Source organism: Streptomyces sp. NL15-2K (assembly GCF_030551255.1).
Classification (GTDB): Bacteria; Actinomycetota; Actinomycetes; order Streptomycetales; family Streptomycetaceae; genus Streptomyces.
The window spans coordinates 36858-59491 of sequence record NZ_CP130630.1; the positions used below are offsets into that span (position 1 = coordinate 36858).

Annotated in this window: 18 protein-coding genes and 3 pseudogenes; 10 read left to right on the forward strand and 11 right to left on the reverse strand. The window is 68.8% G+C overall.

Annotated elements, in window-relative coordinates:
• Window positions 1–28: 28 nt before the first annotated feature.
• The 5 genes and pseudogenes from Q4V64_RS00175 to Q4V64_RS00195 all read left to right on the forward strand — a co-directional run bounded on the left by Q4V64_RS00175 (window position 29) and on the right by Q4V64_RS00195 (window position 4451).
• Window positions 29–1114: a hypothetical protein gene (locus Q4V64_RS00175; RefSeq protein ID WP_124445595.1), complete on the forward strand. Its 1086-nt coding sequence runs from the start codon at window positions 29–31 to the stop codon at window positions 1112–1114.
• Complete coding sequence (locus tag Q4V64_RS00180; protein ID WP_253267520.1) at window positions 1107–2759, forward strand: polyprenyl synthetase family protein; 1653 nt, start codon at window positions 1107–1109, stop codon at window positions 2757–2759. The genes Q4V64_RS00175 and Q4V64_RS00180 overlap by 8 nt, the downstream gene beginning before the upstream one ends.
• Window positions 2756–3445 carry a hypothetical protein gene (locus Q4V64_RS00185; protein WP_124445593.1) on the forward strand — a complete coding sequence of 230 codons (690 nt, stop codon included), beginning with the start codon at window positions 2756–2758 and terminating at the stop codon, window positions 3443–3445. Before Q4V64_RS00180 ends, Q4V64_RS00185 begins: the two co-directional genes overlap by 4 nt.
• A 162-nt stretch (window positions 3446–3607) precedes the next feature.
• Window positions 3608–3829 (forward strand): annotated as a pseudogene (locus Q4V64_RS54605) (ATP-dependent DNA ligase); the annotation flags it as partial.
• Between the two features lie 383 nt (window positions 3830–4212).
• Window positions 4213–4451 (forward strand): annotated as a pseudogene (locus Q4V64_RS00195) (hypothetical protein).
• Between the two features lie 4 nt (window positions 4452–4455).
• Here Q4V64_RS00195 and Q4V64_RS00200 read toward each other — a convergent pair.
• Window positions 4456–4836: a hypothetical protein gene (locus Q4V64_RS00200; protein WP_216377744.1), complete on the reverse strand. Its 381-nt coding sequence runs from the start codon at window positions 4834–4836 to the stop codon at window positions 4456–4458.
• Window positions 4837–5278: 442 nt separating this feature from the next.
• On the opposite strand from Q4V64_RS00200, the gene Q4V64_RS00205 reads away from it, so the two are divergent.
• Window positions 5279–5662, forward strand: coding sequence for a peptidase inhibitor family I36 protein (locus Q4V64_RS00205; protein WP_216377743.1), 384 nt, complete (start codon window positions 5279–5281; stop codon window positions 5660–5662).
• 366 nt (window positions 5663–6028) lie between these two features.
• On the opposite strand, the gene Q4V64_RS00210 is transcribed toward Q4V64_RS00205, so the two are convergent.
• From Q4V64_RS00210 to Q4V64_RS00220, 3 genes are all read right to left on the reverse strand, one after another.
• Window positions 6029–6703, reverse strand: coding sequence for a DUF402 domain-containing protein (locus tag Q4V64_RS00210; protein WP_172629609.1), 675 nt, complete (start codon window positions 6701–6703; stop codon window positions 6029–6031).
• A 182-nt stretch (window positions 6704–6885) separates the two neighbouring features.
• Window positions 6886–7926 (reverse strand): beta-ketoacyl-ACP synthase III, encoded by a 1041-nt coding sequence (locus Q4V64_RS00215; protein WP_124445591.1) that lies wholly within the window; start codon window positions 7924–7926, stop codon window positions 6886–6888.
• A gap of 189 nt (window positions 7927–8115) precedes the next feature.
• Window positions 8116–9318 (reverse strand): IS110 family transposase, encoded by a 1203-nt coding sequence (locus Q4V64_RS00220; RefSeq protein WP_303708631.1) that lies wholly within the window; start codon window positions 9316–9318, stop codon window positions 8116–8118.
• 367 nt (window positions 9319–9685) lie between these two features.
• Between Q4V64_RS00220 and Q4V64_RS00225 the strand changes: the two genes are divergently transcribed.
• Window positions 9686–10720, forward strand: a complete 1035-nt coding sequence (locus Q4V64_RS00225) for an IS110 family transposase (protein WP_303708632.1) — start codon at window positions 9686–9688, stop codon at window positions 10718–10720.
• 171 nt (window positions 10721–10891) lie between these two features.
• Here the strand turns inward: Q4V64_RS00225 and ltrA are convergent, their stop codons facing one another.
• The 3 genes from ltrA to Q4V64_RS00240 all read right to left on the reverse strand — a co-directional run bounded on the left by ltrA (window position 10892) and on the right by Q4V64_RS00240 (window position 16179).
• On the reverse strand, window positions 10892–12355 hold the full coding sequence (gene ltrA / locus Q4V64_RS00230) for a group II intron reverse transcriptase/maturase (RefSeq protein WP_124445749.1): 1464 nt from the start codon (window positions 12353–12355) through the stop codon (window positions 10892–10894).
• Window positions 12356–13060: 705 nt separating this feature from the next.
• The gene (locus tag Q4V64_RS00235) at window positions 13061–14599 is read right to left on the reverse strand and encodes a wax ester/triacylglycerol synthase domain-containing protein (protein ID WP_172629626.1); all 1539 of its coding nucleotides are present in this window, start codon (window positions 14597–14599) and stop codon (window positions 13061–13063) included.
• Window positions 14600–15015: 416 nt separating this feature from the next.
• A complete protein-coding gene (locus Q4V64_RS00240; RefSeq protein WP_172629625.1) occupies window positions 15016–16179 on the reverse strand; it encodes a prenyltransferase/squalene oxidase repeat-containing protein in 1164 nt (387 codons plus the stop codon).
• 63 nt (window positions 16180–16242) lie between these two features.
• Between Q4V64_RS00240 and Q4V64_RS00245 the strand changes: the two genes are divergently transcribed.
• The gene (locus Q4V64_RS00245; protein WP_172629624.1) at window positions 16243–16536 is read left to right on the forward strand and encodes a hypothetical protein; all 294 of its coding nucleotides are present in this window, start codon (window positions 16243–16245) and stop codon (window positions 16534–16536) included.
• 143 nt (window positions 16537–16679) lie between these two features.
• Here the strand turns inward: Q4V64_RS00245 and Q4V64_RS00250 are convergent, their stop codons facing one another.
• Entirely contained in the window at window positions 16680–17654 is a 975-nt protein-coding gene (locus Q4V64_RS00250; RefSeq protein WP_124445693.1) for a terpene synthase family protein, read from the reverse strand.
• Between the two features lie 487 nt (window positions 17655–18141).
• Window positions 18142–18285, reverse strand: coding sequence for a hypothetical protein (locus tag Q4V64_RS00255; protein ID WP_172629623.1), 144 nt, complete (start codon window positions 18283–18285; stop codon window positions 18142–18144).
• Between the two features lie 811 nt (window positions 18286–19096).
• Here Q4V64_RS00255 and Q4V64_RS00260 point away from each other — a divergent pair.
• On the forward strand, window positions 19097–19351 hold the full coding sequence (locus Q4V64_RS00260; protein ID WP_253267536.1) for a helicase associated domain-containing protein: 255 nt from the start codon (window positions 19097–19099) through the stop codon (window positions 19349–19351).
• A gap of 878 nt (window positions 19352–20229) precedes the next feature.
• Window positions 20230–20600: pseudogene (locus Q4V64_RS00265) on the forward strand (IS110 family transposase); the annotation flags it as partial.
• Between the two features lie 258 nt (window positions 20601–20858).
• Here Q4V64_RS00265 and Q4V64_RS00270 read toward each other — a convergent pair.
• Together Q4V64_RS00270 and Q4V64_RS00275 are read right to left on the reverse strand one after the other, a co-directional pair.
• On the reverse strand, window positions 20859–22421 hold the full coding sequence (locus tag Q4V64_RS00270; RefSeq protein WP_124445692.1) for an acyl-CoA carboxylase subunit beta: 1563 nt from the start codon (window positions 22419–22421) through the stop codon (window positions 20859–20861).
• Window positions 22418–22627, reverse strand: coding sequence for a DUF5988 family protein (locus Q4V64_RS00275; RefSeq protein WP_124445691.1), 210 nt, complete (start codon window positions 22625–22627; stop codon window positions 22418–22420). The genes Q4V64_RS00270 and Q4V64_RS00275 overlap by 4 nt, the downstream gene beginning before the upstream one ends.
• Window positions 22628–22634 lie beyond the last annotated feature (7 nt).

The following is a 22634-nucleotide window of genomic DNA, read 5'->3' on the forward strand; positions in this document are numbered from 1 at the left end:
CCAGGAATTTTCCGTTAACTTCCGGAATGTGTCCACGCCGACCCTTCCGAGGCTCGGGCCCCAGGGCCCCTTCCCGCATGCCCCGCTCGCCCGTCCGCTCGACCGTAAATGGCTGCATTACGCGTTCCTGTCCCGGTGCGGTCGGCAGGCCCTGATCGCGAACCTGTCCGTCCTGGGGTCCTCCGCCGGCGCGGTCTTCGCGGATCCGGGCGCCCCGGCCACCGGGCGCCGCAGCGGCACCGGCACGGCGGCCGAGGGGCAGCACATGGCGATCCTGCTCGTTCACGACGAGGTGTGCGGCTGGAGTTCGACGCAGTTCAACGCCGAACAGCCCCAACTTCCCTGGTCTGCTTTCCGGTTACCGCATCCGCACGGTGAGCCCGGCACGTTCCGGGTGGCGGCCCGGTCGGCGGTGCCGGCGGCCGATGTGCGGCTGACCCGGACCAGCAGGCCATGCACCTCGCAGTGCGCGCCGTTCGGCGAGGACGAGCACCTGCGGTGGCAGTCGGAGCCCGGCGTGCTGGGCACCGGCACTCTGCGGCACGGCGACGGCACGGTCACGGAGACGGACCTGCTGGGCTACCACGAACGGGTACGCGGCCGGTGGTCCTGGCCCACGCTGGGGGGCTGGGTGTTCGGATTCGTCAACGACCCTTCCGGCCCCGCCGATGCCGTTCCGCCCTCGGCGGTGGTCTTCACCCTGATCCAGCCCGCGCGTCCGGCGGACGCGGCCAACGGGTCGGTGATGCTGTGGCGCGAGGGGCGCATGATCCGTCACTTTCCGCGCCGCAACCTGCGGGTCGCGGTCAGCGGCAGCCTGGACCGCGACCGGGTGGTGATGGTGCCGCCGCTAGCGGACGTACTGGGCACTGCACCGATGGCCGCGGTGCCCGGCCGGCTGCTGATCACCGCCCGGCTCGGCGAGGACCGTCTCGTCCTCGACTTCCGCTCGCACACAGCCGCCCGTATCGCCAACCCGTCCGAGACGAGCCTGCAACCGTTCAGCGTGCACGAGACCCTCGGCCCCTGCACCGTGGAGGGCCGCATCGGCGGGCGCCGCATCGGCTTCCGCACCGAGGGCATCGTGGAGTTCGCCGGAGGTGCCCATGACTGACACCATGCCCGCGTTCACCGGTGCCCGGCTGCTGGACGAGACCGTCGCCGCCCTGTCCGACCGGGCGCCGGCCATCCTCGCCGCCGCCGCCGGCCAGCTGCGCGGCATCCGGCTCGGCCTGCACTTCAACGACGGCAGCCACGCCACGCTCACCGCGCGGCACAGCCGTATCGTCGTACGCCAGGACCGCTGCCCGGATCCCGACGTCGAGGTCGCCTTCGACAACCGAGCAATGAACCTGCTGTTCGACCTCCAGCGCCCGCCCGTCGACCAGGTCCTGCCCGACAGCCTCGACGTCCGCGGCTCCCCGGAGGACACCCTCGCCGTGTGGCGGGCCTTCACGCTGCTGTCCCAGCGCGCGGCGGGCCTGCGCAGCATGCAGGAACTCTGGGGCGCCTACCGCGAACAGGCACCCCAGCTGTGGGGAAGTGCGGCCCCCGCCGCCCTGGAGACGGCCGCCGAGCCGGTCGACTGGACCGCGCTGGACTTCCTCGCCCGGCGCTCCCCCGAGGACGCGCCCGCACCACCCGCGCTGATCGGCGACACCACCGTCAAGGCCCCGCGCCTGCTGTGGGACGGCCGCACCAGCACCAGCTGGTCACTGGAGGACACCGTCCGCGACGCGGACCTGATGGAGACCATGCGCCGGTGCCGCACCCGCACCAACGAGGAGATCGAACGGCTGCTGCCCAACCGCGAGCCGTGCGCCGAACTGTACGACCTCATGCGCTGCTACCCCGCCCGGCAGGGCAAGGGCCTGCGGCCCACCCTGACCATTGCGGCCTGCGCCGCCTTCGGCGGACGCCCAGACGACGCGGTACGCGCCGCCGCCGCGCTGGAGCTGTTCCACAACGGCTTCCTCGTCCACGACGACATCGCCGACGAGTCCACCCACCGGCGCGGCCTGCCCACCATGCACGAGGAACACGGCCTGGGCCTGGCCGTCAACGTCGGCGACGGTCTGAACCTGCTCGCCGTCGACGCCGTCCTGTCCAACCTCGAAACGCTCGGCCTGGTGCGCACCCTCGGCCTCATCCACGAGGCGATGCACATGTGCCGGGAATCCATCGAGGGCCAGGCCATGGAGCTGGGCTGGATCCGCCACGAGGTCGTCCCCGAGGCCGACGACGCCTACTTCACGATGAGCACCAAGAAGACCGGCTGGTACACCTGCATCAGCCCGTGCCGCATCGGCGCCGTGTGCGCCGGCGTCACCGACCCGTCCGTACTGGGCCGCTTCGACGAGGCGTTCCGTCTGATCGGCATCGCCTTCCAGATCCAGGACGACATCCTCAACCTGGTCGGCGAGGAGGCCCTCTACGGCAAGGAACCCCTCGGCGACCTGCTCGAAGGCAAGCGCACGGTCATGCTGATCCACCTCTTCCGCACCGCATACACCCACGAGCGCCCCCGCCTCTTCGACGTCCTGCGCCAACGCCGCACCGACAAGACCCAGCAGCACGCCGAGGAACTCCTCGCCGCCATGCGACGGCACGGCTCCATCGAGTACGCCACCGACCTCGCCGACCGGCTCGCCGCCGAAGGCATCGCCCGCTTCGAAGAAGACCTCCAGATCATCTCCGAGAACGAAGGTAAAGCCGTCCTGCGGCAGATCGCCCACTACGTCACCTCAAGGCCACTGTGACCACCACCAGCACCCCCCCACCCCCGTCGGGCGAGCACGCCGCCACCGATCCACTCACCACGACCGACCACCAGGCTTTCGCCTTCCTCGGACAGGTCAACAACTGTCTGCGCCAGTGCCTGTGCACCCTGGCCCGGCACGGCGTGGCCCTGCGCCAACGAGCACCCGCCCGCGCCCGATTGCTCCTCGACACGGTCCGGCCCTGGCCCCTCTACAAAGGCGGCCAGTTCCTCTTCGACCTCATGGAGTGGGAAGACCTCATGGTCGACGGCGATCCACCGCCCCTGATGCCCACCGAGCGGATCATCTCCGCCTCCTTCCTTCCCATGCAGTTGCTAGCCGCCACCGCGGAGGCCCCCACCGCGACAAAACTCATCCTCGGCCAGCGCACCGCCGCCGCTCTCGACCTGCCCCTGCGCCTGCTGGCCAGCACCGCCCGTACCGCCTTCCTGTGCGCCGCGCAGGACCTCACCGACCTGCTCGGTACGCCCACCCCCCAGGCCAAGACTGACGACGACACCGGACACACCACCGCTGCGGAATCCGACGCGGAGCACACCGCTGCTGAGCTGCCGCCCTTGGAGTCGGGTTTCTACCTCTACGAGGACATCGTCCTCGGCACTCTCGCCGTCCTCGGCCCGCTCCTGGCCGACCACGCACCAACCGACACCGCGCCACCCGCCTAGCTCATGACGCCCGTCTCCGACCCCGACAGTCCACGAGGAGGCCCGATTCCGCCGCACAGGCCGCGAAATCCCTGGCCACCGCCTGAGCGGCTATCCGTCCACCGGGCGCCACCCGGCGCTTTCTGGTCGAATTCCTGCCCGGCCTAGGCGCGAAGCGCGTGCATGAGTTCTGCCCCTGCGGGGCGTAAGCCTCCCGCTCCGCTGCCGGCCCACTTCGTCGCGTTCGATCTGCTGAGGCTATCCGGGACGGACACGACCTCCTGGCCGTACCGGCGGCGCAGGGCCGCACTGCAGTCCGTGTTCGCCGCCCGCCGGCTCATCGCGCCGTGGACGCTGTGCCCGTCGACCACCGAGGCCGACGTCGTACACGAGTGGCTGACGTGGGCGTCGGTCGGGATGGAGGGAGTGGTCTTCAAGAGGCTGGACGGTGTCTACGAGCCATCCGTGATGCGCTTGATGATCTACAGGGGCGCGGGCCTTGTGAGACCTTCACCCGGGATCGCCTGCTGCGTGGCAGCCCACGGGCGGGGGGGCTGTACCCGCCTAGCCGTCCGGCAGAATAGCGCATCGCTCCTCGGGACAAACCCGACCCTGACCAGCCGTGGTCGGGGCTGGACGCGATACGGCCGGACCGTGGTCAGGGCCATGGTCTGGTTCCAGTGGTCGGGGCGACCACGCCGCGAGATCCGGGTTATCCACAGGCCGGAGCGTGATCGGCCGTTCCTTCGTACGCTGCTGCCCAAGTCGATCACACGGGGGTGTGCGGGATGCGGTACGGCGTGGTGGTGGAGGAGCTCGCGGTGGAGGTCATGGCGCAGCTGCCGGACGACCAGGCCCGGTGCTGGCGCTCGTGGAGGTCGCGCGGATGGATCCGCGGGCCTGGCCCGATGTCCGTGACCCGGGCTCCGTGGAGGAGATTCGGGAGGCGTTCGGACGGCGCTGCTGGATCCAGTACCTGCCGCACGCCGGTGCGATCGAGGTCCGTGACATCGGCTGGGCGGGATGATTCGTCAGCGGCGGCGGAGTTCCTCGGACCAGTCCCGGAGCTGGTCTTCGAGGGTGAGGTTGTCGCCGCGGGCCACGGTCTGGAGCAGCTGGGCGCACACGGTCGCTTCGGCGACGAGGCCAGCCGGGCTGCCCAGTACGGGAAAGGCGTCGCGGACGCGGGCGGCGAGGTCCGGCTGGAGCAGCGTGTAGGCGTAGAGCGTGGCGGCGTCGAACCCCTCCGGGGCGCGCCCCCAGCCCTCCCAGTCGAGGATTCTCAGCGGCGCGGTGACGTTAGCCCAGTGCAGGTCGGAGTGGGCGGCGGTCCAGCACGTCACGGCCGGGCCCGGGATGCCCACGAACTCGGGGATCGCCCGGTCGGTCCCGCTGGCCGAAGCCTGGGACACCGGCGCCTCCGCCTGAGCCAGGCAACGCCGCGTCACCTACGCCAACTACCGGACGATGACCGGCACCTGGAGGCGGTCAGCGCGCGTTCCAACCGGCATAAGGCCGACCAGGATCCGATCACATGGTTCGTTCCCGACAACCTCGCCGAACGCTGCCACTACCTGGCCAACTGGACGGCTGTGAAACTCCAGTGGGGTCTGTCGGTGGACCCGGCCGAGCAAGGACAGGCTGACCCTCGGCGCCGCCGAGTGCCCCGGCACCGAGGTCACCGTCAGCCCTATCCCCTGATCCAGTCGGCTGGGGTTCCCGCACCGAAGGAGCGCGGGAACTCCAGGGGCCGCCGACTGGCGCAGTGGTCCCTCGGTGGAGTGAACCCGTGGCGCGCAACATGCCGTCCCGGCCCCAGGCGACCAGTACCTGTAGTGCGTGATCAAAAACCTGATGCGTGCCACGGCGATCGCAGCCCTGGCCCTCGCCCCGATGGCCGTTCCCGCCTCCGCTTCCAGTTCCCCCGGCGCGGTGAAGGCAGCAATCGACTGCCCGTCCGGGTACGTGTGTATCTACCCAGAGATCAACTTCGGCGGTCAGCCGTGGGTGCGGCGTGCCGTGGACGGCAGCGTGAAGGACCTGCCGTCCGCGATCCGTGACCGCGGCAGCTCGATCCGCAACAACTCCGACCGCACCGCCCGCGTGTACGAGAAACGCAACCACAGCGGCCGGCATGTGTGTGTCACCCGCAGCGGCGGCTCCATCCACGACCTGCGCGGCTACAACCTCAACGACCAGACCCGCTCCCTGAAGATCAACCGCAACGACTGCGGCTGACCCTCCCTCACTCACCGATTCCAGCACCCGATTCCTTCCAGCAGTCAGCCCCGCCCGACGGGCATCACCGGGCGGGGCTGATCAGCATGCGCGGTCGTGAAGGGCGGTCGCCTACGTGGCGAAAGGCTCTGCAGGGCTTCAGCCGAACGATCTTCCCTGCAGGCAAGAGGTTCTGCAGCCCGCCCCGGCCTGACCGGTTCCGCCCCGACCGATGACACCTCTTCCCTTTCGGCTGCCGCGTGAGGAAGAGGTGTCGTCGTCTCCGGGCGGCTCGCCCACTGGGGCTGATCTGCCGGAATGGATGGAGTCCGGTGTGGGGGCTCCCACCTTCGGTCCCCCGTTGGAGGCAACCGTCCAGCCAACGGTTCAGCCGCCTGTCGGTGCAACCCTCTGTCCGGCCGCCGTGGGGCGCGGAAGGCTCGGGGCGGGCCAGGCCGGGTTCCACCGCCAGGCCGACCAGGAGGCGGCGTCGGCGAACGGGCCAGAGCGTTGCTCGAGCATCGCGAGGGCCTGGTCGCGGGCAGCGTCCACCGCCTGGTGCTCGGTGTCGGTGACGATGCCGAGCCGCCGCACGTGCGCGTACTCGTCTTCGTCCTTCCACTGCCAGCTGGTCAGGTCGGGGTCGACGACCAGGTCCACGGCGAGGTCGAAGGTGTCGAACCCATCGCCGGTCCGAACGGTGGGGCGCTCGAAGTTCACGTACCAGTTCCGCAGCCCGCCGACGGTGTAGAAGGCGTTGACGCTGAACCACGCCGCCGGCGGCTTCCACAGCAGCAGCTCGGTCCCCTGCCACACCGCGCCCGCCAACTCCCAGAACCCACTCGCCATCGCGTCGAACGCCTCGGTGCGCACCGCACGGTCGCCGTCCGCACGGGCCTTGACGTACAGGGCGGGCCAGCGGGTCTCGGCTCCCGGCGGACAGGCCGCCACCAAGGCCTCGCTCGTGTCGGCGACGACGCGCAGTGCGTGCTCGCTCCATACGCGGCCGGAGAGGTGCACGTCGCGTCGTACAACCGTCTGTCCCGTCTCGAAGCTGCGCACTCGTTCCTCCTTCGCCGCTGCCGGCTGTTCAGCTCGCGGTGCCCAGCCCAGCGCTGACGGCACGGTCTGGGCACCCCCCCGTTCGAGGGAGGCTTGCCCAGAAGCTCTTTCGGCTTGCCGTTGCCGGGGCGGCGCTGCCGCGGGACTACCGGGACAAGCGACTGACCGGCCGGTCAGTGATTTCAGCTCAGGGGACGCAGTCCAGCGGGCCATACCAGGGTGGTGGCTGCCCAGGTGAATCCGGCGCCGAAGGCAGCCACCATCACCCGCTGGCCTGCCGTGAGTCGCCCTTCGGCTGCAGCGGAGGCCAGCAGCAGGGGAATGGAGGCTGCGGAGGTGTTGCCGACGTCGGCGATGTTGGACGGCACACGTCCCGAAGGAATGCCCAGGGCGTCGGCCACCCCGGCGCTGATGCGGGCATTCGCCTGGTGGACGATGAGCCGGTCGATGTCCTTCAGAGCCCAGCCGGCTGCTGCTGCTGCGTCGCGGACTGCCTGAGTCATGTGGCGGACCGCATGACGGAGCACCACGTTGCCCTGCATGTGTACGTACCGGTCCGGTGCGTCGCCCGCGGGCCGGTGTGAGGGCTGGCGGGACCCTCCTTCGGGGATGAAGATGGCTTCGGCGTTCTCGCCGGCGCTTCCCCATGCCACCGGCCCTAAGGTTCCGGGGTCGCCTGCCTGTGCCGCCTGCAGAACGACCGCGCCCGCTCCGTCGCCGAAGATCGGCGCTGTGGACCGGTCGGCTGGATCGACGATGGCTGACATCGTCTCCGCCCCTACGACGAGGATGGTCCTGGCGGTGCCCGCCTGGATGAGCGCTGAGGCGACGGTGGTCGCGTAGACGAATCCCGAACAGCCGGCTCCGACATCGAAAGCGGGCACTTGATCGAGTCCGAGTTGGTGGGCCACCGTCGGCGCGGTGCCGGGCACCGGATGGTCAGGGGTAGCGGTGGCCAGGACCACGGCGTCGACGTGTTCCACCCCCGCCGACTTCATCGCCCGCGTCCCCGCTTCCACCGCCATGTCGCTGGTGGCTGTCTCGGGATCGGCGATGTGGCGGGTGGCGATGCCGATACGGGTGCGGATCCACTCCTCCGACGTGTCAAGGCGCGCGCACAGTTCGGCGTTGGTCACTCGTCGCGGTGGCAGCCACGACCCCAGGCCGATCAGTCGGGCTGACCTTGCCGATGGTGCGGGCAAAGCATCGGGTGAAGTGGTCATGGGGTCACGGTAGTCGGCGGATTCGGGCGGAATAGGTGGTCTCGTAAGCGTCACCCATTGGTGGTATCCCGTCCGATGCGGACAGCCCGGGGCTCACCGTCCCTCCTTCTCCGCGGCCTGCAGGGAGGGCTGAGCCCCGCGGGATGTCCTTCACTCCCGCGGTCCACGGGGGTGCCTCTATGTCTTTCGTCAAGCGGGGCGTGGTGTTCGGGGTTCGTAGAAGGTGCCGTCGCGGAGCATCGCGAAGAGCACGTTGATGCGTTGTCGGGCGAGGCGGAGGAGGGATTGGGTGTGGGTCTTTCCTCTGGCCCGGCACTTGTCGTAGTAGGTGCGGGAGGCGGGGTCGTGCAGGGCGGCGAACGCGGACAGGAACATCGCGCGTTTGAGCTGGCGGTTACCGCCTCTGGGCGCGTGTTCGCCGTGGATCGAGGTTCCCGAGGACTTCGTGGTCGGGGCGAGGCCGGCGTAGGAGGCCAGGTGGGCGGCGGTGGGGAAGCCGGTGCCGTCGCCGACGGTGACCAGCAAGGTGGCGGCGGTCCTGACGCCGACGCCGGGCAGCGACGTCAGGACCTTCGAAAGAGGGTGGTCCTCCAGCAGGGCTGTGATCTGGGCTTCCGTGGCCCGGCGTTGTTCGTGGACGGCGCCGAGCGAGCGGGCCAGCGACGGGATCACGATGTCGAGGGTGCCGGTGCCGGGGACCACGACGGTCTGCTCGTCGAGGGCGTCGAAGACCTCGTCGATCAGCCGTTTCGCCATGCGCGGGGCCTTGGGCCGGATGACCTCGACGAGCTTGCGGCGTCCGGCCTTTCGCAAGCTGGCGGGGGATCCGTAGCGTTCCAGCAGCCAGGTCACGGCCTGATGGTCCAGACGCGGTCCGAGGACGCGTTCCAGCGATGGGTGGAACTGGGTGAGCAGGCCGCGGATGCGGTTGCTGGTGCGGGTGGCCTCGGCCGCGAGGTCCTGGTCGAAGCCGACGAGGACCGTGAGCTCGGCGGTGATCTCGTCGGTGAGTTCCAGCGAGCGCAGCGTGTGCGGCATGGTGCGGGCCGCGTCGGCGATCACGGCCGCGTCGCGGGCGTCGGTCTTGGCCTCGCCGGGGTAGAGGTCGGCGATCCGCCGCATCGACAGGCCCGGCAGGTAGGCGACCTTGCAGCCGGCATCCCGGGCCACCGTCAGCGGCAGGGCGCCGATCGAAGCGGGCTGGTCCACGATCACCAGGACGCTGCCGAACTTGGCCTTCAGCTTCTCGAAGACGTCCCGCAGTTTCGGCTCGGTGTTCGGCAGTTGCTTGTCGAAGACCTTCTTGCCGGCCGGGGTGAGTCCGTGGCCGTGATGGTTCGTCTTGCCGACGTCCAGGCCGAGGAAGACGCCTATCTCGTCGCTGTCGTTCAAGCCGTCCTCCCGAACGGATGTTGTGCGTGCTGGCCTGGGCGTTGGCGTCGTGCGCGCATCCACGTTATGCAGACCTGCCGCCCGTACGCGGCCGGGCGTTGCGCTCGGCCAGGCGGTAGTCGGACCTCTGACTTGTTGAATCAGACCCAGACGCGCGGTCTGCAGCCGTAGCGTCCAGGGTGCCGACCGGCACGGGCTCGCGTGACCTCATGCCGCCCCAACTCGGGCTGGCTCATGATGAGTTTGCCGCCGCCGGTCGGCACCCGCGCGGTGTGGCTCGACAGAGGCGTGACCAATCGACGCTGAGACTTCAAGTCAGAGTGCCCACCGCACCCGTCCCATCCCACTCGACCTGGGCAAGGTGCACGTGATCACTATCGGTATCGACCCCCACAAGTCCTCCCACACCGCCGTCGCCGTCGACGCCGCAGGACACCAGCTCGCCCAGCGCCGCTTCGTCGTCAACGCAGGGACCGTCCGGCAGCTGACGCGCTGGTGCGAGCGGTGGCCCGAGCGCCGCTTCGCCGTCGAAGGCGCCAAAGGACTCGGCCGCAGCCTCGCCCAGCAGCTCGCCGCAGCCGGCGAGCACGTGGTGGACGTGCCCTCCACCCTTTCCGCCCGGGCCCGGCTCCTGGCCACCGGCGGGGACCGCAAGACTGATGCGGCCGACGCCCTGCACGTCGCTCAGGTCGCCCTCTTCCGACACGACCTGCGCAAGGTCGAGCCCGAAGACCAGTCGACGATCCTGCGGTTGCTGACCGAGCGGCACGATGACCTGGTCAACGAACGCACCCGCATCATCAACCGCCTCCACGCCGTGCTGCGAGACCTGCTGCCCGGCGGCGCCCCCACCCGCCTGTCCGCGGAGAAGGCTGCCGCCCTGATGAAGGGCATCCGTCCAGCCACCGCCACCGACTGCTGCCGCCGCGACCTCGCCCGGGATCTCCTTGTCGACCTGCGGCGCGTCGACCGCCAGGTCCGCGACAACGAGGCCCAGATGCGTGACGCTCTGGCCGCCGCCCGCACCGCGCTGACCGCTCTGCCCGGCTTGGGCACCGTGCTCGCCGCCAAGCTCCTTGGACACGTCGGCGACGTCACACGTTTCCCCACCGAGCACCACTTCGCCAGCTACACCGGCACCGCGCCCCTGGACGCGTCCAGCGGCAAGAACACCCGCCACCGCCTCAACACCGGAGGCAACCGCGCGCTGAACTCCGTGCTGCACATCATCGCGGTCTGCCAGATCCGCGACGGCGGCCGAGGCCAGGACTACTACCTGCGGAAAATCGCCGAAGGCAAGACGCCTGCAGAGGCCCGCAGGGCCCTCAAACGACGCCTGTCGAACGTCGTCTACCGCACACTCAAACGCGACCGCCACACGACTCTGGCTCCGACCGCTTGACACACAGAGGCACTCATCAGCGTCTCCAACGGCGCCTCTCGGGCCCGGGTTGAGTCGGCCTGGGGCGCGGTGCCGGGATTGCTCTCGGTCCGTCTCCCCAGACCGCTCGCCGAACCCGCCGTGCGCCTCACGACGCAACGGGCTCTCCACGGTCTCTGCCGTTCCGCGTGGTTATGCAGGGACCCAAGGATTGGGAATCTTGCTGCCCCGGTAGCGGTAGCGGGTAACCGGCACCGCTGCCATATCGAACAACTCGACCCCGTCCACCGAGATCGGCTTCCAGCTCCCATTGGGTGCCTTCAGCCAGCGGCGGACGTCCTTCCACCTCCAGCGATGCAGGGTCTGCATCCACTTGACCACCCGCCACCAGACGAAATTCGCCAGGTTGCTCAGGGTGTGTTTGCAGACTGCATGCCTGAAGTAGTTGGCCCAGCCGTGCATGATCAGATTGAGTCTGGCCAGCACCTCTCTGGGGTTCTGCTGCGACTTCCTGCGTGTCAGGGCACGAATCCTGTCCTTCAGCGACCGGATGGGCCGGTCCGCGATGAACGTGTAGACGTACCACTTGTCCGTTCCTCGCTTGCGTTTCCACTGGATGCGGAACCCAAGGAAGTCGAACGCTTCACTCATGTGCACGATCCGGGTCTTGGCTGGTGACAGCCGTAACCCGAGTGGTTCGAGCACTTCAGTGACCTCATGCTTCAGGTCCTCGACGTCGGCGCGGGAGCCATTCACGAGCACCACAAGGTCGTCCGCGTAGCGGGAGACCTTCCAGTTCGGCAGGCCCTTCGCCCGGCGTCGGACGCGTCGGGCAGCGGTTCCCATCGTCCCGCCGTCCTTCCACGGCTCCTGCAGACGCTCATCGAGCGCCGACATGGCTATGTTGAACAGCAACGGAGACAGGATGCCTCCCTGCGGCGTCCCGGCGTCGGAGGCCCTCTGGTCTCCGAGTTCGGTGAGAACTCCGGCCTTGAGGAACGCCTTCACCAGGGCCACGACTCGCTTGTCCTTGACCCGCTTGCGTATCCGCTCAAGGAGAGCAGAGTGCGAAACGTTGTCGAAGGCCGCTTCCACGTCAGCATCCAGCACCCAGCGGTAACCCTTGGAGCCGAACAGCTGAATCTCGGCGATCGCGTCGTGAGCACGCCGCTCGGGCCGGAACCCGTAGGAGACCGGATCAAAGTCGGCCTCGAAGATGGGTTCCAGCACCAGCTTCAGCGCCGCCTGGACAACCCGGTCCGCCACCGTCGGAATACCTAGGCTGCGGACCTTTCCGGAACCACCCGGCTTGGGGATCTTGCGTTCCCGCACCGGCTGAGGCCGGAACGAACCATCCTTGAGACTGGTCCGCACGTCGTCCAGGAACCGGAGGACACCGATCTGCTCTTCAACATGAGCGACGGTAACGCCGTCCATGCCCGCAGTCCGGGCCCCCTTGTTGCCCGCGACCCGGTAGAACGCATAGCGCAGCGTCATCGGGTCGTGCACGAAGTTGAACAGGTCGTCGAACCTGCGGCCAGGATCGGCCGCCGCCCAACGGTGAAGCTTGGCCTGCATCCCCGATACCCTCCCGCCGGACTCTTCCGGGTCCTCGACAGGCGGAGCACCGCCGTTCATCGGTGCATCTTTCGGCATTACAGCCTCCTTCCCTTCTCGATACCGCTGCCGCCCTTCCCCATGTGCGCACCTCTCGTGCGCTCGAAGTACTACGGCGACTCCGCCCCGTTCCGGCCCGATCGGCCGACGATGAACCCAGCCCGTCCGCCAGGACGGATCCCTGGCAGCGGGCGTGAGCCGGAACGGTTCCCGTGTTCACTGCAATTCGCTCGACGGAGTAGGAGCCCAGCTCTGTCCCTGCGGCATCGCCACGGCTACCCCGCAGCACTTCACCGTGGCCTCCCGACGGGCATGTCAAAGCCCGCCCAGGAGTTCCCCGCTCCAGTCACCCGGTTCGAAGACGCACCGCACCCGGCCCATATCTGCACAGGTTTGAGCCGGCGGGGGGTTGAGAGACGTAAACGCTGGTTCCTCTCGTACTCCTCTCCATCACGCTCGCCGGACCCGGGCCATCTGGCAGTTCTGGCCTGTCCCGGCTTTGTCGGGGCCGCTCTCGCCCTCACCGGCACCTCCCGGATCAGGCTGCCCCCAGCTTCATCACCCTGCTGCGACAGGGACGACGGCGACGGTCTCTCACCTCCGCACGAATTGCAGCGCCTCACGGCGCACTGACACCACCCCCCAGGTCATATCTTCGACAGGGGGAACAGCCATGCCGGGCCCGGAGGCCAGCGGCCCTCTTGCAGGACCGCGGAAAACATAACGGGGGAGAGAATGGTGAGTTCAGCTGCCGGTCGGGGGTGCGGCGCGCCGGGTGACAAGGTCGACCAGGTCTGCAACGGTGGGAGCTTGCGCCAGGTCATGTTCGGTGATGATCAGGCCGAGTCGGTCCTCGAGCGCCATGGACAGTGCGGTGACTGCCATGGAGTCGATGCCTGCCTGCGATTGGGTCGCATCCTGTGTGATCGGCCCGGCGGGCAGAGCCCCGTGGTCGACCAGCAGGTTCTTGATGAGCGTGAAGTCGATGACGATTGCGGTGGTGTCTTTGTCGACCGGGGCGGCCACGGGAGTCGGGATTTCAGGGCCTTCAAGTCGGCTCGGTGCTTTTGCCCGGGAACGAACCAGTCGGGTCGTCAGCTCGTCGGCTGCATCGGCGAGCAGAGCGGGAAGACTGCGGGCTGCGGGAAGTGCTGCGTCGGTGGCGAAGCAGACGCTGGTGTTGCCGTCGTAACTGCAGGCGACGACGGACGCTGGCTGATTGCGCGGCAGCCAGGTGAAGGGCTGGATATGGGTGACGGGGTCGCCCCGGTAGGCCAGGGGCCGGTGAATTGCCAGGTACGAAGCGGAAATGGGCGCCCTGGCGGGCGTGGTCAGCCAGCCGGCCATCGTGTGAAACGCCCGGGCGGGGGTGAGGTCCATCAGCACCCGCAGGGCATTTTGGTGGGCGGGGTCTTTGGTGGCACGGTTCGCTGCGACAACGTGGTCGAGGCGGGCTTGAGCCGTTGACTCCTCGCAAGGGAGTGCGAGGGGGGCGAAGGCGAACAGGTTGCCGGGCCGTGCGCGGTCTCCGGCACGGCGCAGGTTGACCATCGTGATGGCGGGCAAGGGCCTTCCAGCGCCCCTGGGCCAGTGTTCGGAGCACCACGTGCGCAACGCCCCACTGAGAGCAGCCAGGAAGGCGTCGTTGGTGTCACCGCCACGCGCCACAGCCGCGGTGCGGAGGTACTGGGTGGAAACCGACGCCCAGTTGAGGTGGCGGGTACCGCTCAGAGGCCGTGCGGGATCGGTCCAGATGCCGTTGGCGGTGCAAGCCGTGAGGGTGCTGCGCACCGTGCGCAGGTAGGTCCTGGGGCCGGTGCGGGCTACAGGTGCCGCGGCGGGCGGGTTGGTGGTGCCGAAGAGCGTGTGCAGAGTGCTGATGAGGCCCATGCCGTCCTGGGCGCTGTGGTGAGCTCGGCAGCAGATGGCATAGCGGTTGGTGGCGTAACCGGACAGTAGCCATACGTCCCACAGGGGGCCTTGGTCGGGTAGTGGGTGTTCCGCCAGCTCGCGAAGGACGTTGTCGAAGTGGGAGTCGCCGGGTGGGACATGTTGTGTGCGGATGCGTGTTTCGAGGTTCGGGGCGGCCTCGTGTTGCCAGCGGGCCCTGAGCCCGGGTCCTTGGAGGTAGTGGGTGAGGCGTGGCTCGTGGTAAAGGTGCTTGGCGACGTGGCTGCGGAGTTCACCGAGGGAGGGCGGCGTTCCGTCCAGGTGGAGGACCACTCCGATGGTCTGGGGGGTCGCGGGGTAGGTCTGAGCCATGTGATGCATGGTCAGGTCCATGGATGTGGGGCGCAGTGGGCTGGTCATGTGGTGCTTTCCGGGCTGTTGCGGCTTCGGGACTGGGGCTTGGGCGTTCAGCGGGCGGTTCCGGGGTCGGGTGAGAGGTGTTGCCGGCCGGGTGTGAGGCGGAAGCAGCCGGAAGGACTACCCGCTTGCGAGTGACCGGGTCTGCTTGCCACTCGGTGTCATCAGATGGCGGCTCGTTCGCTTCCTGCGGCAGGAGGCGGTGTCAGGGAGGGGCCGTCCCTTGGCCGGGGGGTGCGGGGGTGGCGTATCGGCTGGCAGGCCGTGTGACCGGCGATCTTGGCGGGGCCACACAAGGGCCGCGAGTCGGAACCTGTCTGGGCCGCAGCTCTTCTGTGGGTGTCTGGACGACAGCCTTCGCCGTGGCGGTAGCCGCCTTGGGAGCCGGCAACTCACGGCGCTGTCCTCTCGAAGGGTCTCGCTCCGCCGTGCCGTGGGCCCTCTGCCATGGGGCGGGAAGGCTGGATGCGGGAGTTGAGGTGGCCCAGTGCGAGCAGAGTGAAGGCGTCGGCCAGCACGGGGACGTGGTAGGGGAAGGGACGCGGGCCCACCATGTCGGGAGGCGAGTCGACGGAGCCGTCGGCGCGCACATGAGACAGCAGATAGCGGGCAGCGCGCACGGCCGGTGCCGGGTCGGGGCATCCGGCCGCCAGGATGATGAGGGCATAGGAGGTACTGATCGCGTCACTGCGGCTGCCGTCCTGCAGGCCGAAACCGCCGTCCTCACGCTGGGCGGCACACACCAGGGAGGTGATCCGTTCCTGCATGGCGCGGACGACGGGAAAAGCCGGCCGGCCGGCGTGGCTGGCGGCGAGGTGGACCCTGAAGAGAGTGTGGAGGCGGCTTCTGCTCCAGCCGGGAGGAAAACAGCCGTCCTGGTCCTGGCTGTTCGCCAGATAGTGAAGGGCCGATCCCACCACGCCGTTGGGGAGGTGGTCCTGCGTGCTCAGTGCGTTAATCGCGGCAGCCGTCATGCACGCCTCGGACGGGGTGCCCGCGCCGTAGGTGGGGAACCCACCGTCGGCTCCGCGCACAGCGATCAGCGCGCCTACGCCGCGCCGGATCGAGTCGCGGTAGACGCGTGGATCGAGCTGGTGGAGGAATTCGATCGCGACGGAGGTGCAGTCCGTGTCCGAGAGCCGCGCCCGGTCGGTGTAGGACCAGCCGCCGTCTTCCTGCTGAACCGTCACGAGGTGCCGCGCCACACGGTGCAGCACAGGTCGTGGTGCACCAGCGGCGTGCAGGGCGAGCCCTGCGGTGACCGTGCACCATGTGTCCGTGTCGGTGACGAACGGCATGCCTCCGTCTTCACGCTGGTGAAGGAGTGCTGTTCGAAGACCCTCCTCGACCGTGGCGCCCATCCCGGGCAGGACCGCGAGGGTGTGCAGGACCGAGAGATGGATGAGGAGATTGCCCTCCCACACGGTCCCGCGTCGCTGCGTGGACGCCAGCAAGTCGAGGTCATCGGCAGAGGGCAACGGCTTCCCGGCTGTCCGGCCGAGGACAGCCTTGACTGCGGTGACCTGCACGGCGGCCCAGGGGTGCAGTGCACTCACGTCGAAAGCCTTGGGGTCCCAATCATCACGGCCAGGTGCTGCGCCGAGCATCGTGAAGAGTGCGTGGACCAGAGCGCGCTTGCGGGCTCCGGCGAAGTCTGGCACCCGGTCCGTGATCGTGTCGAGTACTTCGGGGCGTACCGGCTGTCCGACCTGTCCCAGAGCGGTTTCGGCCAGAGCCGCATCCAACAAGTCGCCGGTGCTGCGGTGGTGCTCGAGATAGCGCATGAGACGGTCTCGTGCACCGATGTGCCGGCGCCTGTGCCGCTCCAGGAGCGAAAGGGTGAGCGCGGACTCAAGGACGCGGCTTCGGCACGCATCGCGGACTGCGCCGTCGGCTCCGACCTTGTCGAGTAGCCCAGCCACGATCCGGCCCTGTCCCGTAAGCAGCCCGGCAGGGAACCGGGAGGTGGGCCAGGTGGGGGGCAGATACTCGGCGGCGAGTGGTCTCATCAGCGATTTTCCTAGCGGACACAGCAAACGAACGGGCGTACGTGGGGTCAGAGCACGACAGATGAGGCGGGGCCGCCGTGACTGCCCGACAGCCAGCGGGTCTCGAACCGGCCGGTGACGCCGAGCCAGTGCAGTGTCGCGGCCAGAAAGGATCCGAGCGCCCCCACATAGCTCCGCAACGGCTCCCGGGCTGCCGGGGGTACACCTTCACCAGCAGCCAGAACAGCCGCGATTGTGTAGAAGTCCCGAAGGCGGTCGTCCCGCATCGTGGTCACCCGCTCGTGCGCGGCGGACGGAGAACAACCGTGTTCGCGCCCCACGACAGCCACCAGGCTCTCCTGGCCTGCCTGCAGGTCGCCGTCGGCCGAGACGAGATCATTCGTCCAGCCCGCTACATCGGCAGCTGCCTGCCGCAAGGCCCTCACTGCGAGGTCACAACCCAGGTGGTCAGGCCAGGGAGCGCCGGCGGTGCACTCGACGATGTCGGCCATCGGGAACACGGTGATGGTCCGGCGGCGCAGGAGGATGTAGTCATCGAGTGGCAACCCGACGCGGTCTCTGCGGCCTGTGGCCTCCTGGTACGTGGCTTGAGCGAATTCCCGGTAATCGGTGATGAACCGCTCCCGCCACCGAGAGGACATGCAAGGAGCCGTACGCCGCCACAGGTCGGTCAGCGCCGTCTCGACCTCACCGCTCGAAACGACGGCACGGTTCGCGGTGAGCACGCCCAGCAGCCCGCCGAACAGCGCACGGACCTCCTCCGGGCGAGAGCCCAGACCACCGCGATCGAGCCTGTCGTCCACCAGACAGACAAACGCAGCCCACTGTGCCGTCAGCTCCGCCTCAGCCGCACCGGCCTCGGGAACTACCCGGGCGGCGAACTCTCCCAGCCGCATGGCAGCCAGGCGCTCCTCCTCGACGGTGCCGGTGCCCAGCCCCACGCGGCGCGCCCAGGCCAGCACCGAGGAGTTCAGCTGCTTGCCCCTCGCCTCAGCTGAGACGCCCGGGCAGGCCGAACGCACGACAGCCCCTTCGGACACCGCCGTCAGCCCAGGACCGCAAGCACATCGACACGTTCAGCGAACGAGGCCGGGCTTCCCGTACTTGGCCCCGGCGGCGTCGCACGGGAAAAATCGAGCACAGCCAACGTGATGGGAATGAAGCCGTTGGTGATCCTGGTGCCAAGCCGCATGGGAGTCCCCCTTCATCAGTCCCAGCATCGGGGCGTGCCACAGGCCCCTCTCGAGCCTGAACGTTTTTGCTGCATCAAGTTCACCCATATGGGCGCGGCCGGACGGGCAGAGCATGCCGTGCCTCCGTTTTCCGTCGAGGCGGCTGAACATCTTCTTCCCGATGCCACCCCGACCGGACCGAGCGGCTCGCCCTTTGTGTACGGCCCCTGTCCCCCGCCCCCGTCCTGCACCGAGACCGTGCCCACCGACTCGATGACGCTGCATCCTGCCGAGGTGCCCTGGCCGTCCCACTGCCAGGCTGTGCCGGTCCATCAGTTCAGGTGCAGGTGCGAGTCCGGACCAAGGCGCAGGAGCGGGCCTCGGCGTCGAGCGTGTCCGTCGCGGCGACGGCAGCCACCGTGGCCCTGACCCCGGTGGTGCCGGACGGTTTCTTCCGGTCGGTCCGCTGCCAAGCGATCACGTTGTTTCCCTCTCCGGCCCCGCCCCGGCCCCGGGCAGTGAGCGGCCCGGGGGCGGAGTGTTGTGGTCAGGCGTTACGCCTTGTGGATCTTCCAGTCGGCCACGTCGGAGTTGCTGCGGTTGTAGTAGGCGTTGGTGCACACGTCGTACTTGCCGCCCGAGGCGGTGGTGGCGCCGTTGGTCTCCAGGAAGCCGCCGTTGTCGCCGTCGAGGTTGGCCAGGTGGACGGTGTCGCCGATGTGGACGTTCTGGTCGAGGGGATTGGAGGTCTGGGCGACGATCCGCCCGGCCGGTTCCCGCGGCCCGGTCCTTGGCCTGGGAGGTGAGGACGTTGAACTTGCCGCCGGCGTTCTTCTGGTCAGCGGTGGCGTGCCCGTTGGTGTCCAGGTAGCCGCCGTCGCCGCCGTAGAGGTTGCGCAGGTAGATCAGGTCGCCGCTGACGACCTCGGTGCCGGCGGCCTTGCCGGAGGCCGAGAGGACCCTCCCAGGTGCCCGTGCCTGTGCCGCGGTGGGCGTGTCCGCGGTGGAGACCCCGTATTTGGCGCCGGCCTGCAGGTTCGCAGGCAAGGCACCCGGCAGTGATGTCCGCAGACAGGCCCCCGGCGATCTCCTGGGCCGCGCTCCTGGAGGAGATCGGCGCCGTGCCGCTGCCGCCGGAGCGGGAGGCGCCCGCAAACCGTCCAAGGCGGCCTTTGGCTGCCTTCAAGGAAGGGCGTTACGCCCCCGGCGCAGTTCCAAGGGGGCCCGCACGGGCTCCGCGAAAGACCCCAGAGCCCGCGTAGAGGCGCTGCCCGACGGGACGGAGGTGAAGCATGCCCGGCGTCACGGTGCGGGGGGTGGACGTCGGCAAGTGGCTGGCCAGGCAGCGTCGGCACACGGTGTGGGCTGCGCTGCTGGACGGACAGCGCGAACTTCTGGAGGCAGGTCAGGTTGTCTTGCGTGAGGAGAGCACCCGCAACACGAGGTCGATGAGGCGGTTCCTCGCAGTGGTGGGAGGGGGAGCAGCGGAGCGGCGAGCCCGGGAGAAGTACTCACTGCTGGATTCTTTTCCGTTTATCCACCTCTGACCGGATCCGACGATGACGCTTTCACGATCAGCCATTGCTTCCCCCAGTGTCCTTACGGTCGACATCAGGACCACTACTCACTGTATCGATTAGCTTTCCCCGTCCGCAGCATTATCACTATCCTGACGGCCAACCATTTGAGGATCTTCGCAGCTTGGCCACAGCGTGAGACGGCCTCAAGACCAGCAGGTCACGGGCACGCGCTTGGCCACGAGCGGCGAGACCCTACCCGGGCGCACCCGGTGAAGGTGCGTGTGACATCCACGCTGACACTGCTCGTCTTTCAGCACGCGCCGGGCACGGCAGGGGGAGCACACTGCCAGGAGAACGGCCTGACCGGCGCCGCGTGGTACGACCAGCGTGCCGATCATCCGGGGCCGCCATACCTTGGGGGAACACTGGGCAACGCAGCTGCCCTGGCACAGAGGCCGAATCGGACCCCCGGGTTCGCATCCTTCACCCTTCGGCCAGCCGGACGCTTCTTGCGCTCTGGCATCAACGCCGGCGCCTGTGCCAGGGCGTTCAGGCGGGGGCTCGTGTCAGCGTTCCTCTTCGAGCAGGGGGATCTCGGAGGGCGCGAGGTCGGTGCGCACGCGCATGAGCCGGACAGGGTGCCTCCACCGCCCCGACGCGTCCAAGGACACGTGACGGCGACTTCGGCGACGATGACCGGTTCCACCAGCCGCACTTGGAGCTGCTGCCGTGAGCCCCACCCCGCGGAGAACGTCCACCCGGTCCACGGATGACCGGGGCGGCCGGGCTGGAGTTCGCTGGCGAGGGTCTGGCGGGCGGCCACGTTCAGCACGGTGGTACGGCCGACGTACTGAAGCTGGCCCTCTGCGTCGAAGCGCCCGAGGAGGGCCGCGGTCGGGGCGGCCCAGATCAACACCCTTCTGGAGGCCCACCCTCTTTCCCCGGTCCTGACGCCGACGCCCGGCGTCGGCGTCAGGACCGCCGCCGTCCTGCTGGTCACCGTCGGCGACGCCACCAGCTTCCCCAGCGCCGCCCACCTGGCCTCCTACGCCGGACTTACCCCGACCACGAAGTCGTCGGGGACCTCGATCCACGGCGAACACGCCCCACGCGGCGGCAACCGCCAGCTCAAACGCGCCATGTTCCTCTCCGCCTTCGCCTGCATGAACGCCGACTCCGCCTCGCCCGCCAACGCATCAGCGTCCTGTTCGCCATGCTCCGCGACGGCACCTTCTACGAATCCCGCACGCCCACGGACATCGAAATCGCCGCATGACCCCAGCAAGACCGAATCACCCCAAACCCGACAGGGGTGCCTTGACGAAGGACATAGAGGCACCCCCCGCCGTTCGAGCCATCCTCCCGCCACCGCAAGGTCATTCGGCGACCACCGCCGAATTCGCCAACGGTGTCCTCGCAGAGAAGTAGCCCACCCGGACGGCCCGGATCCTCTGCAGCCCGGGCACCTCATCCGTCCGGGACGCGGAGGACGCAGGCGCGTTCACCACTCATGGCGCCGACGGGATGACACTGGTCACTGCGGAGGGTTGCCGTGTTTGCGGGCGGGCAGGTCGGCGTACTTCGCGTGGAGCATGGTGAGGGACCGGATCAGTGTCTCCCGGCTCTCGGCCGGGGCGATGATGTCGTCGACCAGGCCTCGCTCGGCCGCGTAGTACGGGTGCATCAGTTCGGCCCGGTACTCCTTCACCATGCGGGCGCGCATCGCCTCGGGGTCCCCGGCCTCCGCGATCCGACGGCGGAAGACGACGCCCGCGGCCGCTTCCGCACCCATGACCGCGATCTCGTTGGTCGGCCACGCGTAGGCGAGGTCGGCGCCGATGGAGCGTGAGTCCATCACGATGTACGCGCCGCCGTACGCCTTGCGCAGGATCAGGGAGACGCGCGGAACTGTGGCGTTGCAGTAGGCGTACAGCAGCTTCGCGCCGTGCCGGATGATTCCGCCGTGCTCCTGTCCGATGCCGGGGAGGAAGCCGGGGACGTCCACCAAGGTCACGAGCGGGATGCTGAACGCGTCGCACGTCTGGACGAAACGGGCGGCCTTCTCGGATGCCGCGATGTCCAGGACGCCCGCCAGGGTCTGCGGCTGGTTCGCCACTATGCCGACCACCTGACCGTCGAGGCGGGCCAGGGCGCAGATGATGTTGCGGGCCCAACGCTCGTGGACCTCCAGACAGTCGCCGTCGTCGACGATCGCCTCGATCACCTTCGCCATGTCGTACGGGTGACGCCCGTCCGCGGGGACCAGTTCCGCGAGAGACGGCGAGCGGCGGTCCGCGGGGTCGTCGCAGGGCACGGACGGCGGGAGCTCCCGGTTGTTCTGCGGGAGCATGGACAGCAGGTGGCGGACCTCGGCGAGGCAGGTTTCCTCGTCGTCGTGGACGAAGTGGCACGCGCCGGAGGTCTCGGCGTGCACATCCGCGCCGCCCAAGCCGTTCCGAGTGATCTCCTCACCGGTCACCGTCTTCACGACCCGCGGTTCAGCGACGAACATCTGGGAGGTGTCGCGAACCATGAAGACGAAGTCGGTCAAGGCGGCGCTGTAGGCCGCGCCGCCCGCGCACAGGCCGAGCATCACGCTGATCTGCGGAATCATGCCGGAGGCACGGGTGTTGCGCCGGGAGATCCCCCCGTATCCCGCCAACGCGCCGGCACCTTCCTGGATGCGGGCCCCCGCACCGTCGTTCAGGGCCACCAGCGGGGCACCGGCCGACAGGGCCATGTCCATGACCTTGTGGATCTTGGCGGCGTGTGCCTCGCCCAGCGCGCCGCCGAACACGCGGAAGTCCTGGGCGTACACGAAGACGGGACGGCCCTCCACACTCCCCCAGCCGGTGATCACACCATCCGTATGCGGATCGTTCGCTTCCATGCCGAACCCGGTCGCCCTATGCCGGCGCAACTGCTCCACCTCCCGGAAGGACCCCGGGTCCAGGAGAAGTCCGATGCGCTCCCGGGCAGTCGGCCGGCTCCCGGCGCACCGCGTCGGGGATGCGGTCGCGCCCGGGCCGCGCAGGGCCCGGGCGCGGACGGCGTGCAGGTCCGACAGCTTGTCACGGCTGTTCGGGACGCGGCTCATTCCGCGATGGCGGTCCGTGCCGTCCACTGGAACACCGGCAGTTCCTCGCCGTCGACGGTCGTGTAGTCGCCTTCGTGGACGTAGTGTTCGTAGCTCGCGCCGAACCGATACTTGATCTTCTCGCCCAGCGATTCCGTGAACTGGACCCGCTCGTCGGAAGGGAAGTAGGACAGCCCTCCGACCAGCAGGACCTTGATCTGCGACATGGTGAAA